Source organism: Bacillus cereus group sp. N12 (assembly GCF_016483575.1).
In the GTDB taxonomy this organism is placed as follows: domain Bacteria; phylum Bacillota; class Bacilli; order Bacillales; family Bacillaceae_G; genus Bacillus_A; species Bacillus_A toyonensis.
The window spans coordinates 24485-39565 of the sequence record NZ_JAEHBO010000010.1; the positions used below are offsets into that span (position 1 = coordinate 24485).

Sequence of the window (15081 nt, forward strand, 5' to 3'; positions counted from 1 at the left end):
GAAACCCAAACCTAAAAGGCTGAGTCTCTTTGTTTTTCTCTTTCTTGGTACTCGGTTGTATATCGATACGTACCACGCGCCACATCTCGCCCCTCTATAACAACAGGAACCTCAACAACCAAATCACCACCAAGCATCGGAATTACTCCGTCACCAGATGATCCAAATGAGTTATTAAATACTTGATTTGATACACTGCTTGTCATAGCCTGTTTGCTATTTGACATATTTCCATACACACCACTCATGACAGTCTTTAATCCTGATAATTGACTCACAGAGCTAGCCATCATACGGCTCATGTCACCCATTAATTGATTTATTTCTCCCGGCATAGCAAATTGTTCTCGTGGCATGGCTGCTGCGATTCCTGCACCAATAGACCCAAGTGTCTTTTTATTTAAAGGCAATACCGCTTCTGGTCCAGCTTCACCAGCGCCTTGTAGATTCCCACCCATCATTCCAAAGATAGTTGGTTTAGTGAAGATACCACCTTTTGCACGCCAGTCAATATTAATTCCAGATGGATAAGTAACGTCTTTACCTAAAACATTTTTTGTACTAGTTTCTAAGCTAAAGTGTGGCATAGGTGGCATTTCAGGCTTAGGTATTTTAAGCTTTAAACCTTCAAAGAATCCCTTGATCTTCCCAATAAATTCTTCTACCTTACCAACCGCTTCTTTGATCGGATCAATAATATTACGTTTAGCCGCATCGAATTTTTCTTGTGCGGCATTTTTTACAGAATCAAATTTTTCTTTCGCTGAATTATATAGATCAGTAAATTTTTGTTTGGCTTGATTATACGTTTCAGTTATTGGATTAATTACGTATTGTTTAACTAAATTCCATGCTGAAAGTGTATAAGATTTTATAGATTCCCAATTACTTAATATCCAATTAGCTAAATCAGAAAGCTTTTGCTTTGTTGTATTCCACAATTCCTGAACCGGTTGAATAACATACTGTTTTATTAAATTCCAACCTGCTAATGTATAGGATTTCGCTAATTCCCACTGCGTACCAAGCCATGCAACCAATTCACTGATTTTTACACTCACCCAGTTATATGCTTCCTGAATCGGCTGAATAATATATTGAGATATTGCCGCCCAGGCAATTTGCGCCCCCGCTTGTATTAATAGCCACCCTGCTTTTAACAAGGTAGAAATTAATGAAATAATTGGATCTAAGAATGTAAGAATAGACTGCCAAGTTTCTTGCCATTTTTGGAACAATTGCATAAAAAATTGAGATGTGGTTTCTACTAGAGAAGACCACCAGCTAGATGCCGTCTCTACCATTGAAGATAGCCATGTTATCGTTGATTCTACTAGGGAGGACCACCATCCAGACACTGATTCTACAAGCGAAGATAACCAAGAGGATGCGGTTTCTACTATTCCGCTCCACAATCCTACTAAATAATCTTTAATAAAATTATAGGTATCTATCGTCCAATTTTTGATATCTTCCCAGTTTTTATTAATAGCAAAACCAAGGGCAACAATAGCTGCTATGATAATTGGAACAATGGCGACAATCCCAGCTGCTACAGCCGCACCAACCCCAAAAATACTCATTACCGTTACAACTATTGGCGCAAGCGCCATAATTGCACCTGAGATTATTCCAATAGCGGTTGCTACAGCTGCTAATGTTGCTGCCAATTCTGGATTATTAGAAATCCATTCAGCAAATTTAGAAATAACATCTGCTACAACCCCTAGCAATGGTTCGAGAGCAACTTGTAAATCTTGCATAGCTTGTTGGAATTTCACAGCTGGACTTGCATCCATTTTCTTAATAGATTCATTTAATTTTTGCTGGTTCTTATCAAAATCAACTACTTTACTTTGAGCTCCAAGTATCGCGTATGTTATGTTGTCACCTTGATCTTCCCACATTGTGCCGAAAAGTTTGACACCTAACTCGTTTCGCTTCGTGTTATCTTCTACATTGGCTAAAGCTGCTGCAATCTCCGACATAGCGGCTGAGCCTTCTTTACCACCATTCGCTACAGATTGCCCCCATTTTTGCAATTGTTCAGCTGAAATATTAGTACCTTCTAACGTTTCTTTCATAGCTTTATCGACACCTTGGCCAAATTCAGCCGCTTTAATACGCCCTTCTTTCAATCCATCTAAGAGATTATCAATCATTTATATTCAACGTGATTCGCAACGTCACGCCCGTTCTCTTATGAACTGCTATACGTCACCGCATAGATTAGACTATATCTTCAACTACTTGAGTTGCTCCCCATTTCGAGTGTCATTTGCTTACACCCTACGTCTTTCGACTAGTCGTTGCACGTTCCTTAATTAAAAGGCTTCGCTCAGTATTGTCTCATTTGAGAGTTTCACTGAATTAAAGGAGTTTTTCATTGTATGTCACCATACAAGGGAACTATAATCTAATTCCAAGTGCCGGTTTCGACCCCAGCCGCCATTATTGCTTGGACTTCTTCAGCACTGTATCCAGCTCGTATTAGCTGCCCTCCATATTCAGCGATAATATCTAATTGTTCAGGTGGAAAGCCTATTCCAAGTAAAGCGTTTGTCATACCAAGAGCGCCTTCTTGTGATATACCAAATTCATTACCTATTTCATTAACCTCTTGAATTAATTCAGTAAAATCTAATCCTGAATAGGATTGCGCAATTGTTGCAGCACCTTTAACGATGGATGCATTCGCTTCATCACTTACATTCTTATTTAAGGCCCATTGCCTACGCACACCCTCCAAAGATGCTTCAGCATCAACTCCATAAGTAGTGACACTCCTAATAGCTTCTTCCACCGATTTTTTCGAGGAGTCAGGCACTTCGAAACTTATATCAATTTTTGTTTTCAGTTTAGACATATCAAGTGCTTTTTCGATTGTCCCGGCAATTCCGCCACCAGCTACCATTGCACCAAGAACGTTTTCTAAGCCAATATCTAATTCTTGAAATTCTCTTTCCGTCCTTTGGGCTTCTTGCTGTAAATCTCTTAATTCATTTCGAACTTGTTGTATTGAATTGCCAGCATCCACAGATTGTAACGCTCTTTGTAACTTTTCAATATCCGCTTCAGTTCCTAATGCTTCACGACCAATAATCCCAATCGCTTGTTCTAATTGGCGACTTGTAGCTGTTCCGCTTTTAATTGCATTCACAAGACGATTTCCTAATGCTCCTGCAAAATCATCAACGCTTTTTCCTGTAGCTCTAAACAATGTTTCTAATTGCCTTGTGGAACTCGCTACATTCTCTTGTTCAGCTTTCATGTTTCCTAGTTTATTTTTAAGACCATTAAGTGACCCTTCTGTAAATTCAATTTCACGTCTAAATGCACGATATTGTTCTTCAGAAATTTTACCGTTTTGAAATTGAGCTTGTACTTGTTGTTCCGCTGCTTTCAATTTATCTAGCTTTTGCGTTGTATTTTCAATCTGTTGTGTAAGTAATTTTTGCTTTTGTGCTAATGCTTCCACATTACCTGGATCAAACTTTAACAGGCGTTCAACATCTTTTAATTCTTTAGCCAAGGCATCACTTTGTTTATTTACATCTTTTAAAGCATTTTGTAACGGTTGAGTATTTCCGCCGATTTCTATCGTAATCCCTTTAATTCTTCCTGCCATTTTCTCACCTCATTTCTTAGAACGCATCGTAATCTTTTTGATTTGCTTTTCTAACTTTTTCTTTGTCTGGATTCTCCATTTCAGCGAATTCAGCAATGTAATCAAAACAATCACCAATTGTCATATCTTCTAAATCCCAACGCGTTAATTTCGCTTTATAACAAAGAGCAAGGAACAAATCAGTGGTTAATTCTTCATCACTGAATGTCCCTTGCTCTCCATTGTTTTCTTTTATTTTTTTTTTGCTCCCATAGTGACTTGAATTAGTTCCATTATTTCTGGCATGATTTCTTCAATTGGGAATTCTTCAAATTCATCCAGCCACGTCATAGGATCAGGAATACTTGAATCAGCCGTTTTAGCGAATAACCAAGTCAAATCATAAACAAGCTCAAAGTCCACTTTACTTAAATCAAGATTAGATGTATCGATAGGTTGTTGTGATCCATCTGACGAAGTTAATGTACTAATTGCTCCTAACCCCATCATATCTGCAAATAAATTACGTCTGAATTGTGCTTTATATCGTTTAACTGTTGCTGCTGTACTTTTTAATCTGATTTGTTTTCCATCTATTGAAATTGTCTTTTCCATCTACTTATGCTCCTTTCGGTAATGCAGGTACTTTTGTATACACTTTTTTGTACCAATTATCATAAATCGCTTGTTTTGATTTAGTTGTAGTTTTCGTTTTAACCATACGTTTTCCGTTAATATCAATAGGGCTTGATACAAATTTAAGTTCATTTGTATTTGGCTCCGCTGAATTTGTTTTCGTTTTAGATGCAAGTGTTGGACGACTTGCTGAACAGTTAAACATAACGTGGCGCGTTGCTCGTACATCACCATCAAATTCAAATAATAATGCAAATGATTTCCCTTTCGCGTCAGCTAATTCGTTTAACACACCGTCTTCTTCGTCTAATTCCTCTCCTAATGCATCAACAGCAAATTGTTCTGGAATTGTCGCGATGGATAGCGTTCCGTCATAACCTTGGTTATTACTTGCCGCATAGTAAAGCATGTCATCCGCGTAGAATTCAATTAAATCCCCTCGTGGATCAAACGTTAATTCAACTGCACCTGGTAATGGAATCGGTGTGCTAAATGTGACTACACCATCTTTAATATCGAAAAGTGCATAATGGACATTTTTCAAACCAAAAGCTACTTTGTTTTCATTCATTTATATCAACCTCGTTTCATAATTTTTTTGATACAACTTTTCAGATTCAATAAAAGTCCCATACGATTCATAAGGGATATCATGATCGTCTAGGACCTTCTCTAGCTTGGCTTCCGCTACTAAATCTTTTTTAGTTGTGTAAAGCTCTATATTCAAATCATTTATCTTGTGGTAAACCTTGTTATCAGCCATTAAATTTGCTGATCCATCCACAAGAAAACAGATATAAGGCGGTGCCGGAACTGGATTATTTAGCGTTGCTGTGAAATGCGAATAAGCCACAGGATAACCGGTAGCTTCAAGAATTTTTGTTAATTCACCTAATATCATTGTTGAACCGCCCTTTCGATACGTCTTGGCAATTCGTCAATTACATACTCTTCAACTGGACGAATATGAACTTGTGCTGGAACTCGACCACCACCGACTTTCGCATGTCCCTTTTCTAAAAGATGTGTTAATTGTCCTTTTGTATTGTGGACGACAACGCTATTACCTTCTTTTTTCTTACGCCACCCTTTACGATAAGCACCTGTTTTTTTAGGGCCACTTTGTCTTAATTTACTTACAGCAAGATCGGCTACTTCTTCTTGTGCTGTCAACAATTCTTCTTCCACAACATGTGCATATCTTTGTAATTCTCTAGCAAGATCACTCGCAAAATCATTCATATCAAGTATGCTCCTTTGCGATAATAGTCAATGTTTGATACATTTCATCATCATTCATTGGCGGTTCGATAATGTCAAAGATACGACCTTTCATATTGATTCTCATTTCTTCTGTAATATCAGAAGTAAATGGAATCACAAAACGATAAACCCTTGTAGCTTGTGAAGCTGAAGCTTCAATGTACTCGGAACCTTTCACCGTTTTTATCATTGACCAGGCTTTCTTTAATTCTTGCCAAGATGTTTCGATTACTTGGTTTAATTCATCTTTTATTACTATAGGTTGCTCAATGCTAATTCGATTTCTAAAATCACCTGTATTCAGCGTTTTTTTATACTGAAAAGGACGCATATTAATCACCGTCCAACTTAATTTCTTCTAAAGCTTTTCCAATGCTTAAACTATTAATCTGGCTTAAAAAATTCTTATTGAAATACTCTAAGGCATCGTTATAAACATAACGAGAGCGTTCAAAGACTAATTCCTTGAACACCTCATCAATATTAAGGTCATAATTACCACAAACCCTAGCTAAATCTTTATTGGATGCAAATAGGATGCGTCTTAGGTTTTCATCTTCATCATCACCTAATCGCATCCTATCTTTGAATTGCTGTAATATTTCATTTGAAATTACCTTATCCATTCACATCATTCCTTATTTAGTTGCTGGTGGAGTTGGTGGTGTAAAAGAAATTTTCAAATCATAAACAAGAGCTGCTTTATTATCTTTTGGTTTACCATTAGCAAACTGTTTGATTGTATAAAGCGTAGCATCTTCAATCGCTAATGTTTGGTCAAACTTTTTAAGTTTGTATCCACCTGCTATCGCTGCGATATATTGTCCTTTCACAAAGAATAATGCTTTTCCAACTGGAACTTCTTCAGATTCAACAGTTTGAATGTTATAAGGTAATGCCATTACCCATTGGCCATTAGCCGTTTGAATTGTGTTACGTGCTTGTACACCAATTGCATCTACAGGATTGACAACCATCACAATTTTATTTAATACTTTACGGGATTTTCCTTTCCCATCAACAGATAAAGCTTTTACTACTTCATAAAGCTCACCAGCAATTACTTCACCATTTTCAGAAGGAGCAAATGTTAGTGTACCGGATGATTTTTTATCAGTAACCGCACCTGTAGTTGCATTTACATCTTTCATTAAACCTACAGGTTGATGCGCTACTGATCCGCCACCATTTACAAAGCCAAACTCTAAACCAACAGAATAACTTTCTACTAATAATGTTCGAACATAACGCTCTACCCATACTGGCCCTAATTCGAGCATGTCATTTGGAATAGCACTAAATGCAGTTAATTTAAGTTGTCCAATTTGTTCTTCTCTAAAGGCTGCATTTATTTGCCCTCTAATATCACCGAATAATTCTCCCCATGCATACGCTTTTGTTGCGTCAGAATAAATAAACTTCGTTACTGCTCCTAAATCTTGCATTCCAATTGCTTCAAGTAATGGATGTTCAGTTACTAAATCTTCAAATACACGTTCTTGTGTAGTATATGGAAGAATTGAATCATCCTTAAATCCCCCATCTTGTACAACTGCATTAAAGAATTTACGTTCTTCAGACGTTAAAACGTTTTGTCCACGTGACGTCAAAATTTGAGCGTCTTGCGCTTCGATACGTGCTTGTGCTGAAATCTTTTCTGATAAATCCGTTACAAGAGTATCAAACATATCATCAAATGCAGCGGATAAATCCTCCATTTTTGTATCTTCCGCTTTCACCAGATTCATATATGCTTGTTTTTTCGCTTCAAAGTTTTCCATTGTACCTTTAATTTTCATAACCATAATTGTTTCCTCCTAATTTTTTAGAATTAAAAAAACCTTTTCCGTTTTTGATTACCCTCCACTTGTAAATGTGGTGGTTCTGGATTAGGTTTATTTGATAAATTCATATTTTGTTGTAAGTTATTCGTTACCCTATTAATAATCTGTTCCAACTGTTCATCAGTAATACCACTATCACTTTCTCGATTAACAAATTCTACTTTGTCAGCAAAACCCTCTTGTACTGCTTGTTCAGCAGTAAACCACGTTTCAGCTTCTAATAAATCTGTAATCTCTTCACGACTTTTACCTGTTTTTTGCTGATAAATTGAAACTATCGACTCATCATACACTTCGAGTGCATTCAATGTTTTTTGAATATCCTGCTTGTTTCCATAAGCTATTGTTGACGCTTCATGAATCATCATTCGTGAGCCTGTTCGCATAACAATCTCGTCAGCAGCCATTGCAATAATCGATGCAGCAGAAGCTGCTAGTGATGTAACTTCCACAATGACTTTTTTATCTAAGTCCTTTAAGTAATTATAAATCTCAACACCTTGATCGGCATCGCCACCACCACTGTTTAGTTTAATTTTAACTGTAGATGCTCTAACTTCTTTCAAAGCGCTTCTTACACTTTCAGCACTAATAGCATCGTACCACCAACTGCTACTACCGATATAACCTGATAACACCATTTCGTGCTCATCATTTTCTGGATTAACTGCATTAGAAAACTGATAAGGAATATGTTGTATTTTATTTTTCATTCTTATCACCTCCTTCAATTGAATTTGCAGATTGATAATTCTTCGTAATTACAAATTCGTCTAGTGCTGGATTATTAGAGCGTTCAGCACCAAACAACTTCCTCACCTCATTTCTAGTGAATGCACCACTTGCTACTAATTTATCAACAGCCTCAGCATGATCTATAATATCTTTCTCTTTCACACCAGTTACTTCAATTTTTTCTCCTAATAGGAAGTTCTTTTTTTCAATTAATTTCGCATTTAATTCATCTTCGATTTTTTTAATTAGAGGACTAATACAGAATTTTATATAGGCTTTAATTGATGTTTCGTAGTCTCCCATATCACCACGAACTAATGCCGTAGGAATACCTAAAATATTAGCCACATGATCTATTAAATCTTTTTTTAATTTTGATAGTTCCTCTACAGACCTTCCATTATTTGAACCATCGGCAATTTCCGTATAGTTAAAACCTTTTATTTTTGGAACGATTGCAAAAGCGTTTTTCCGAAACGCCCCAAACAATTTATCCATAAAGCTTTGTAATTTAGTAAGGTTTTCTCCCTCCAAATTCTGTGCGGATTCCATCTCAGCAGTTGCACGTATTTGATTAGAAAACATATTTGTCTCAATCATACGACTAAAAAGTTGAGTGTAATCCTTGAATATTCCACTCATAAATTTTGTCAATTCTTCATTGTTATAAGTAATGTAAATAACCTCGTCCATTTGAAATGACCTTTGGAATGTATAATCCTTTACGGTTACATTTTTAAACACATCAGGATATACTGCATATTCAACACGATCAAAATGATCAGCAATGAGTAAATCATTTTGATCTGTAAGAATTGCCAACACTTCATTATCAAAAATCAATTTATACACAAAATCTTGCCAAAAATCAGCTGCGCTTTGATCTGTATTCGGCCTAATATTCAATAAGTAATGCCAATCATTATATTGACGTGTATCCTTTTTCATCATCCGAAATTCAGACAACGAAACGGTTCGAGCAATAAAATTAATACAAGTTTCTAATGCTACCTTTTTTAAATACGCTCTTTGATCTGTTTCAATACCAAAGAAATCAAAATCATTTAGCATCATATTAATCTCTTTATTTTTACCAAGTACATCCGACAACCAACTCATATTTCCCCTTCACCCCCTTCTTAGAAGTTCAATGCATTCAGCAAGTCTAGCGCTGCACCAACATCTGTTTCTCTTACCTCATCCGCTCGATACATAGCATGTACAAATGCCTGGAATCCATCTGTTTTTCTGCGAACTGGTTCTTTCTTCTCATACATTTTATTTCCATCTTTTTTAATAACAACGAGTACATTATTGGTATACCAACGCATTATCGGATTATCACCAAATACAATTTGGCGATGTGCAAATGCAACTTCAATTCTAGGAGCAAGCAAACCATGAATAGCTCTCGGATTTCTAATTACTTCAACTTCAAATCCAGCATCCTCAAAAAGTGTTCTTAGTAAGTCTGCACGATAATTATCCATTATGATTTTTTTGATATCATAATAATTTCGCATTTCAACGAACCAAGCAACGATGGTATGTGGATCAATTGTTTCTCCTTCCACAACTGTCAGAAGGCCTTGCTCTTCCCATTCTCGAATTGGTGCAAACTTCTTCTTACCTGCAATTTCAGCATCATGCTTTTTGGAATAACTATAATATTTATCAACGAATTCCTTTCTAGCATACGAATGAGACTTCCATAAATAATCACCCTTACTTCTAAAAAGTAATCCACATGCTGCGAAATCACGAATACTTGCATAATCAAGTGCGCCGATACATTCATGACCTTGTAAATCTGGCAATTCGCGATTAGTTGCCGCAATCTCTTCCCATTTTGCAACTGACCTTTCTAAATCTGTAACAGGTAAATTCATTCGTTTTGTCATGAACTCTTCTCTATTACTTGGGTCATCCTCTAAATCTTCGTATTCTTCTTTTATAGTTTCAAGTAACCCCTCAGCATATTCGCTCAATGGCTTAGATAACATAGGATTAGCAAGTTCCCAATTATCAATATCATCCACTTCGTTTTCATCATTCAATTTACAGATAAAAGGAAAGACAGCATTCGGACGTGCTTCACCGTTCAATACCTTCATTGCCTTTTCTTTTTGCTTATCTAAGAAACCGTCACGAACATATCCATCTGTACCAATATAAAACTCACGTGGGTTTTTCTTTTTCCCTAAACCACTGATATGAACGCGGACATCTTTATTACTTTCGTATTGATGTATTTCATCAAATACAACGGCACCATCACGCAAACCATCTTTTGTATCACCGTTTGAAGTCCTAAACTTCAGTACACTTTCAGTAGCCTTTGAAACCGTTTGAGTTAACGTTGTTTTAAAGGCTCTCTTCAAGACCTCATTCTTCTTCACACATTTATGAACTTCATCAGGGCTTGTTTTCGCCTGTTCTTCACTATTCGCAACAACTGAAATGTTATACTCTGGAATGCCATGTAATTCACTAATTAAAAAATGAATAATAACAGAAATCAGACCATTTTTACCGCCGCCACGCCCTAACATCCATAGGAATTTACGATAAAATACACGTCCATTTTTCTTATAAAACAAAAAGACGAATGCTATTAAGAATTTTTGAAATGGTTGCATCGGAAAATACCACTTCTCACCGAAGTTAATACAATCCTCAATCATTTCATCATCAAAATACAAATCGTCTCTATTTAAAACGTATTTTTCTAGATATCTAATTAACAGTTTTCTTTCTTTATTGAACTTCACTTTCCCACTTCGATAAAGTTCAATATATTCTTCTACATAGTTTTGCTTAATCATGTAAGATCACTTTTGTTATATCCTGTATCAGGGATAGTATTCTTAACAACAAACTTTATATCTCTCCCTAACGCAATTAAAGAACTGTTAATTTTATTCCTCTCACTTATAAGAGGGTGGGCCTTAACGAAAACTTGGGTTCCATTTTTGATTGTTACGGATTCCCCTTCTTTAGTTATCGTTTTATTAATTTTTCGAAATGCTTTAACTAGATCAATATAGCGTTCCACCTTTTCAACTTCAACTAAATCTGTCGTATCAATACTATTCATTAACTGTTCCTTTAACCTTACAATACTAACAGCCATCTACCCCCCCCCCCTTACGCGCGTATTTTCGAAAAAAATCTGACAGTTAACCCCCTCCTCCGGTGCCCCTAAGACGAATTTTTCATGAAATATTTTAAGGGGGGTGTTATTTTTGTTTTATTTTCACCATTTCTCATCATGTTCCCATTTATTTTGTTTCTTTTCGTAAATTCTTCCATGCTCTTTGTTATGGCAATTTACACAAACTGTTTCAAGGTTGTCTATGTCTAATGCAAGACCAGGATGATGTTCTAGTTCTTTTATATGATGGACAACGAGTTGTATCTTCTTACGCTTGGCACTTTCACTGTATTCATTGGTGTCTGTTTGAACACGACCTTTGCGTTTACATTCCCGGCATTCATAGTTGTCACGCTTCTTTACTTGTTCGCGTATACTCTTCCACTCACCACTGTCATAGAACTTACGCTTCTGTTGTTTTGTTTTGTATTCCTTCATTAATCATTGCACCACCATGTTTACAATGTTTGCACTGTAATCCATCCTTAGTCCTAGCTTGTCGCTCTGTGTATTGCTTTGTGTATCCGCACGATATACATCTAAACTGTACAACCTTCTTTAGTTTCTTTTTCTTCTAAGAATGAATCAATAAGCTTACTAATTAAACTTATATCAGCTTCTTTCTTCACCTTCTGTGATGTGTTATCAGACAATGCTTCTACTTCCTTAATTACTTGTGGTAACTTCTCTACGTCAACATACTCTTTAAACTCTTCCACTTTGATGGCAGAAAGGATTGTCCCAAGAGCAATAGCTTTCTCAAGTCTAGTTAATTGCATCCATACTCAAATCCTTTCTCCATCTGTCTCTTTCCAATAATTCTTTTATTGATGTTTGTTCCAGGTATTTCACAGAATAAAACATAGGTTTCTCACCATACAACTTATAATATTGAACATCTATTCCGGATTTTTTATATGCTTTCTCAAGAGGTTTAAGGTATTTAATGTACGCTTTCATATCAATAGGTATAAGACCAAGTGCAGCAATCTTACCGTTTAAAACGCTGTCCAATTATCTCACTCCCTTGATATCAGTTACTGTCATCTTGATATCATCTGTCGTTTGTTTAATCGTAGATTGCGATATTAATTTACCTTGACAATAAAGCTCTACTGTATCACTTTGGTTTGCAAATCTACCCATAACCTTTTCCAACTTCTCTAATGCAGCCACACATTCATTAGCAGCTTCCGTTACTTCCTTCATTTGTTTTAACGCTTCTGTCGTATCAGCATCAATATTAATCTTTAATTTGTTATTAGCCATTTCATTCACCCTCCATTAATTCATATTCTCTTATTCTTGTAAGTGCGTCCTCAAGAGTACCCAAGATCATATCCGCACTATTATTTAAACTTACCTGGTTACTTAACATATCGACTTTATCTTTTAAGTCCTCTACAGTTAATGCTAATACTTTGACTGATTCTCTTAACTCTTGGTTTTCGTTAGCTAAATTAGATAAATAGTCAAGTCTCTTTTTCAATTTGATGTTTTCTAACATTGCATCCATTACTTATACCACCTTGTATTTCTGGCATAATAAAAAGCCACAACTTATTAATTGTGACTTTCTCATTGTTATATATTAGGATAAAGTTCATTAGCCCTTTCTTTTAAAACCTTATAAACAGCGTCCGAAATAGTTTCTGTATCATCTGGTAATATGATTGGACCATATGCCTTTCCTGTTCTTAAGTTAGTAAATATAAGTGACGTCGGATGATTAATATCAATATGAAACACTTTATACTCATATAATGCATTCGAAGTATCATCAACAAACACACCTTGTTGATCAATCGAATTTAAACCTGGTTTTAAGCTCATAGTATTCACCTCTTACCTAATTAATATTTTATACTATCTATCAATTTCGGAATTCCTTCAAAAATACAGTAAGATAGAAAGGCAACTCCACCAGCCATAAGCCAAATAGGAGTAAGTGCACTAACTAATTCTTGAACCTGATTCATTTTCTAATCACCTCCTACCATAATAATACAATGAAAGAAGGTATTTCAATCTTTAAAATCTGATTATAATAATATTACTATTTAGTTACAATTCTCAACACGATAAAAGCACTCCATATGGAATGCTTTTATACCATCTTATAAATCTATCATTTTTAGTAATTCGTATAATTCATCCCCAGCCTTATTTCCTCGAAGAGAGATAGCATCATCATCCATTAGCCCAGCCCCATTGCTTAAAATTTGCAAGCTATTAATTCTCATTATAGAAGATTTGAACATTTGAAAATCATCATCGTTTACAATATTTAAGATTACAGGATCTGTGGTATCACTATACTCATACATCGGTAAGTCGAGATAAACACATGCGGAATTTACATACTCTTCTAGAGGATATGACTCAAAGTATAGGTACACCGTTTTTAAGTTTTCAAGATCCCAATCATTCATGTTTTTTAGGCCATTGACAAGAATCCAATCATTATAATTAAAACTTCTATTCCCTGTTAGTACTTGTCCAGCTATTATTCCTAATATTTTTGCAGCATTATCAGACACCGTTTTAGTTGCTTCCTCTAAAATATCAAAAACTAACTCTTGATTCCCATTTTTCTTTAACGTTTTTTCCAATTTCAATATATCCTCTGAATTAAATTGTTCATTTGAAAATACTTTCATCGCTAATCCTTCAAGGAATCTTTCACACTTACGTTCTATTCTTTTATTTATCCAGTTATTTAGAAATTTAGCATACCGATTATATTCGGAAAGTGTATTCATCAATTCATGACCGTTAGTTATTACTCCCCAAACCTTTTTTATTTCCTCTTCCGGTATATTTATTAAAGGAAATTTATCTTTTAAACTCATACCATTCACCCCTATTTTAGAATTTAATTCCAATATAATTCTATACCATTTCTACATAGGAATAAATCATAAAAGAGCAACCGTGCACCAGTTGCCTTTTCGTCAATTCTTTATGTCATTACTATAAATACGGTAAATGAAGTTTCACTCTTCTTCCAATCACCTAGTATTACTTCCACATTATTAAGTAAATGGAAGAAGAGCAAAAGCTCTCCTTAATAACGGTATCATTCAATCAGTACCATCTGCTGGTTTCGGATTTTATGTGCCGTCATTACGAACCGTTTAGAATTTTAGAAACGACATAGTGAGTTGTGTTTTCCGCGACTTCTCACAATACAAATATAACACGATACTTCCAAAACAACCGGCACATTTACTGCCAAAAAGCGGTCACGACTCTGCCAACTTTTTTCACAGTTCAAATTTTTCTACTGCATCTGTTAACTCAACTGCCACTCCTAATAAACTTTTTTTCGTTTCTGTTTCTGCTTCTTTCTTTTTAATAAGCCACTCTGGATAATTCAATTCTTCTAGAAGGTTTCTAAAATACTTTGGATTTACTTGTAAGATATCAGGGTTTTTGCCGTTAAACCTTCGATATTTAATTAGCGCTTCTAATAATTCTGCATTTAGCATGAATTATATTCCCTCCCCTTATTTTCTACATTTATTTGTATACAATTTTTCACATTCTGGTGTCAGTCAGTTACCCATATCTTATATTGTGTGTAACTGCCCCTTTTGCTGAATCCCTTGGTATCATTGATTTCATTTTACTTTCTCTTTTGAGTTACACAGTACGAAAATTATGAGTAACTGTATAGGGATACCACCAGTATTTTGCAAAATAACCTACGCTATGAGGAAAAATAAAATAAGCTGCCCATGTGGACAGCTTATTTACATAATTATCGTTACTGGAAGTGAATAGTTTCAGATTAAAATGAACTAAATAATCAGGGGAGCGGTCAAGTCCAAACCGAGTTC

General features: G+C 35.5%; 21 protein-coding genes and 1 pseudogene. All 22 read right to left on the bottom strand.

The features are described 5' to 3' along the window. Positions 1-11 precede the first annotated feature (11 nt). On the bottom strand, positions 12-2162 hold the full coding sequence (locus tag JDS92_RS07780; RefSeq protein WP_199631760.1) for a phage tail tape measure protein: 2151 nt from the start codon (positions 2160-2162) through the stop codon (positions 12-14). A gap of 257 nt (positions 2163-2419) precedes the next feature. Next, a pseudogene (locus tag JDS92_RS07785) lies at positions 2420-3628 on the bottom strand (DUF2207 domain-containing protein); the annotation flags it as partial. A 231-nt stretch (positions 3629-3859) separates the two neighbouring features. After that, entirely contained in the window at positions 3860-4222 is a 363-nt protein-coding gene (locus JDS92_RS07790; protein WP_199631762.1) for a hypothetical protein, read from the bottom strand. Positions 4223-4226: 4 nt separating this feature from the next. Next, on the bottom strand, positions 4227-4814 hold the full coding sequence (locus JDS92_RS07795; protein ID WP_001004909.1) for a major tail protein: 588 nt from the start codon (positions 4812-4814) through the stop codon (positions 4227-4229). Further along, entirely contained in the window at positions 4815-5144 is a 330-nt protein-coding gene (locus JDS92_RS07800; protein WP_199631763.1) for a hypothetical protein, read from the bottom strand. Continuing rightward, positions 5141-5485 (bottom strand): HK97 gp10 family phage protein, encoded by a 345-nt coding sequence (locus JDS92_RS07805; RefSeq protein ID WP_199631764.1) that lies wholly within the window; start codon positions 5483-5485, stop codon positions 5141-5143. Before JDS92_RS07805 ends, JDS92_RS07800 begins: the two co-directional genes overlap by 4 nt. A 1-nt stretch (position 5486) precedes the next feature. Beyond that, positions 5487-5837: a phage head closure protein gene (locus tag JDS92_RS07810; RefSeq protein ID WP_199631765.1), complete on the bottom strand. Its 351-nt coding sequence runs from the start codon at positions 5835-5837 to the stop codon at positions 5487-5489. 1 nt (position 5838) lies between these two features. Continuing rightward, positions 5839-6132 carry a hypothetical protein gene (locus tag JDS92_RS07815; RefSeq protein WP_098139958.1) on the bottom strand — a complete coding sequence of 98 codons (294 nt, stop codon included), beginning with the start codon at positions 6130-6132 and terminating at the stop codon, positions 5839-5841. Between the two features lie 12 nt (positions 6133-6144). Next, entirely contained in the window at positions 6145-7305 is a 1161-nt protein-coding gene (locus JDS92_RS07820; protein WP_371404327.1) for a phage major capsid protein, read from the bottom strand. A gap of 32 nt (positions 7306-7337) precedes the next feature. Next, a complete protein-coding gene (locus JDS92_RS07825; protein WP_199631766.1) occupies positions 7338-8063 on the bottom strand; it encodes a head maturation protease, ClpP-related in 726 nt (241 codons plus the stop codon). Further along, the gene (locus JDS92_RS07830; protein WP_199631767.1) at positions 8053-9204 is read right to left on the bottom strand and encodes a phage portal protein; all 1152 of its coding nucleotides are present in this window, start codon (positions 9202-9204) and stop codon (positions 8053-8055) included. Before JDS92_RS07830 ends, JDS92_RS07825 begins: the two co-directional genes overlap by 11 nt. Before the next feature lie 20 nt (positions 9205-9224). After that, positions 9225-10910, bottom strand: coding sequence for a terminase large subunit domain-containing protein (locus tag JDS92_RS07835; protein WP_199631768.1), 1686 nt, complete (start codon positions 10908-10910; stop codon positions 9225-9227). Next, a complete protein-coding gene (locus tag JDS92_RS07840) occupies positions 10907-11218 on the bottom strand; it encodes a P27 family phage terminase small subunit (protein ID WP_016125621.1) in 312 nt (103 codons plus the stop codon). The genes JDS92_RS07835 and JDS92_RS07840 overlap by 4 nt, the downstream gene beginning before the upstream one ends. A gap of 123 nt (positions 11219-11341) precedes the next feature. After that, positions 11342-11677 (bottom strand): HNH endonuclease, encoded by a 336-nt coding sequence (locus JDS92_RS07845; protein WP_199631769.1) that lies wholly within the window; start codon positions 11675-11677, stop codon positions 11342-11344. A gap of 101 nt (positions 11678-11778) precedes the next feature. Then, the gene (locus JDS92_RS30815) at positions 11779-12018 is read right to left on the bottom strand and encodes a hypothetical protein (protein ID WP_097860011.1); all 240 of its coding nucleotides are present in this window, start codon (positions 12016-12018) and stop codon (positions 11779-11781) included. Then, positions 12005-12253, bottom strand: a complete 249-nt coding sequence (locus JDS92_RS07855) for a hydrolase (RefSeq protein WP_087969360.1) — start codon at positions 12251-12253, stop codon at positions 12005-12007. The genes JDS92_RS30815 and JDS92_RS07855 overlap by 14 nt, the downstream gene beginning before the upstream one ends. Beyond that, the gene (locus JDS92_RS07860) at positions 12254-12508 is read right to left on the bottom strand and encodes a hypothetical protein (RefSeq protein WP_087969361.1); all 255 of its coding nucleotides are present in this window, start codon (positions 12506-12508) and stop codon (positions 12254-12256) included. 1 nt (position 12509) lies between these two features. Continuing rightward, positions 12510-12755 (bottom strand): hypothetical protein, encoded by a 246-nt coding sequence (locus JDS92_RS07865; protein ID WP_087969362.1) that lies wholly within the window; start codon positions 12753-12755, stop codon positions 12510-12512. 68 nt (positions 12756-12823) lie between these two features. Next, positions 12824-13072, bottom strand: a complete 249-nt coding sequence (locus JDS92_RS07870; protein WP_087969363.1) for a hypothetical protein — start codon at positions 13070-13072, stop codon at positions 12824-12826. Between the two features lie 20 nt (positions 13073-13092). After that, positions 13093-13218 (bottom strand): hypothetical protein, encoded by a 126-nt coding sequence (locus tag JDS92_RS31225; protein ID WP_256972382.1) that lies wholly within the window; start codon positions 13216-13218, stop codon positions 13093-13095. A gap of 138 nt (positions 13219-13356) precedes the next feature. Further along, complete coding sequence (locus tag JDS92_RS07875) at positions 13357-14091, bottom strand: hypothetical protein (RefSeq protein WP_087969364.1); 735 nt, start codon at positions 14089-14091, stop codon at positions 13357-13359. A 414-nt stretch (positions 14092-14505) separates the two neighbouring features. Continuing rightward, complete coding sequence (locus tag JDS92_RS07880) at positions 14506-14730, bottom strand: hypothetical protein (RefSeq protein ID WP_087969365.1); 225 nt, start codon at positions 14728-14730, stop codon at positions 14506-14508. Between the last annotated feature and the right edge of the window lie 351 nt (positions 14731-15081).

Bases quoted from the DNA above. Each gene is read 5' to 3' on its own strand.
- JDS92_RS07780 (WP_199631760.1), bottom strand. From the start codon at position 2,162: ATGATTGATAATCTCTTAGATGGATTGAAAGAAGGGCGTATTAAAGCG.
- JDS92_RS07790 (WP_199631762.1), bottom strand. From the start codon at position 4,222: ATGGAAAAGACAATTTCAATAGATGGAAAACAAATCAGATTAAAAAGT.
- JDS92_RS07795 (WP_001004909.1), bottom strand. From the start codon at position 4,814: ATGAATGAAAACAAAGTAGCTTTTGGTTTGAAAAATGTCCATTATGCA.
- JDS92_RS07800 (WP_199631763.1), bottom strand. From the start codon at position 5,144: ATGATATTAGGTGAATTAACAAAAATTCTTGAAGCTACCGGTTATCCT.
- JDS92_RS07805 (WP_199631764.1), bottom strand. From the start codon at position 5,485: ATGAATGATTTTGCGAGTGATCTTGCTAGAGAATTACAAAGATATGCA.
- JDS92_RS07810 (WP_199631765.1), bottom strand. From the start codon at position 5,837: ATGCGTCCTTTTCAGTATAAAAAAACGCTGAATACAGGTGATTTTAGA.
- JDS92_RS07815 (WP_098139958.1), bottom strand. From the start codon at position 6,132: ATGGATAAGGTAATTTCAAATGAAATATTACAGCAATTCAAAGATAGG.
- JDS92_RS07820 (WP_371404327.1), bottom strand. From the start codon at position 7,305: ATGAAAATTAAAGGTACAATGGAAAACTTTGAAGCGAAAAAACAAGCA.
- JDS92_RS07825 (WP_199631766.1), bottom strand. From the start codon at position 8,063: ATGAAAAATAAAATACAACATATTCCTTATCAGTTTTCTAATGCAGTT.
- JDS92_RS07830 (WP_199631767.1), bottom strand. From the start codon at position 9,204: ATGAGTTGGTTGTCGGATGTACTTGGTAAAAATAAAGAGATTAATATG.
- JDS92_RS07835 (WP_199631768.1), bottom strand. From the start codon at position 10,910: ATGATTAAGCAAAACTATGTAGAAGAATATATTGAACTTTATCGAAGT.
- JDS92_RS07840 (WP_016125621.1), bottom strand. From the start codon at position 11,218: ATGGCTGTTAGTATTGTAAGGTTAAAGGAACAGTTAATGAATAGTATT.
- JDS92_RS07845 (WP_199631769.1), bottom strand. From the start codon at position 11,677: ATGAAGGAATACAAAACAAAACAACAGAAGCGTAAGTTCTATGACAGT.
- JDS92_RS30815 (WP_097860011.1), bottom strand. From the start codon at position 12,018: ATGCAATTAACTAGACTTGAGAAAGCTATTGCTCTTGGGACAATCCTT.
- JDS92_RS07860 (WP_087969361.1), bottom strand. From the start codon at position 12,508: ATGGCTAATAACAAATTAAAGATTAATATTGATGCTGATACGACAGAA.
- JDS92_RS07865 (WP_087969362.1), bottom strand. From the start codon at position 12,755: ATGGATGCAATGTTAGAAAACATCAAATTGAAAAAGAGACTTGACTAT.
- JDS92_RS07870 (WP_087969363.1), bottom strand. From the start codon at position 13,072: ATGAGCTTAAAACCAGGTTTAAATTCGATTGATCAACAAGGTGTGTTT.
- JDS92_RS31225 (WP_256972382.1), bottom strand. From the start codon at position 13,218: ATGAATCAGGTTCAAGAATTAGTTAGTGCACTTACTCCTATTTGGCTT.
- JDS92_RS07875 (WP_087969364.1), bottom strand. From the start codon at position 14,091: ATGAGTTTAAAAGATAAATTTCCTTTAATAAATATACCGGAAGAGGAA.
- JDS92_RS07880 (WP_087969365.1), bottom strand. From the start codon at position 14,730: ATGCTAAATGCAGAATTATTAGAAGCGCTAATTAAATATCGAAGGTTT.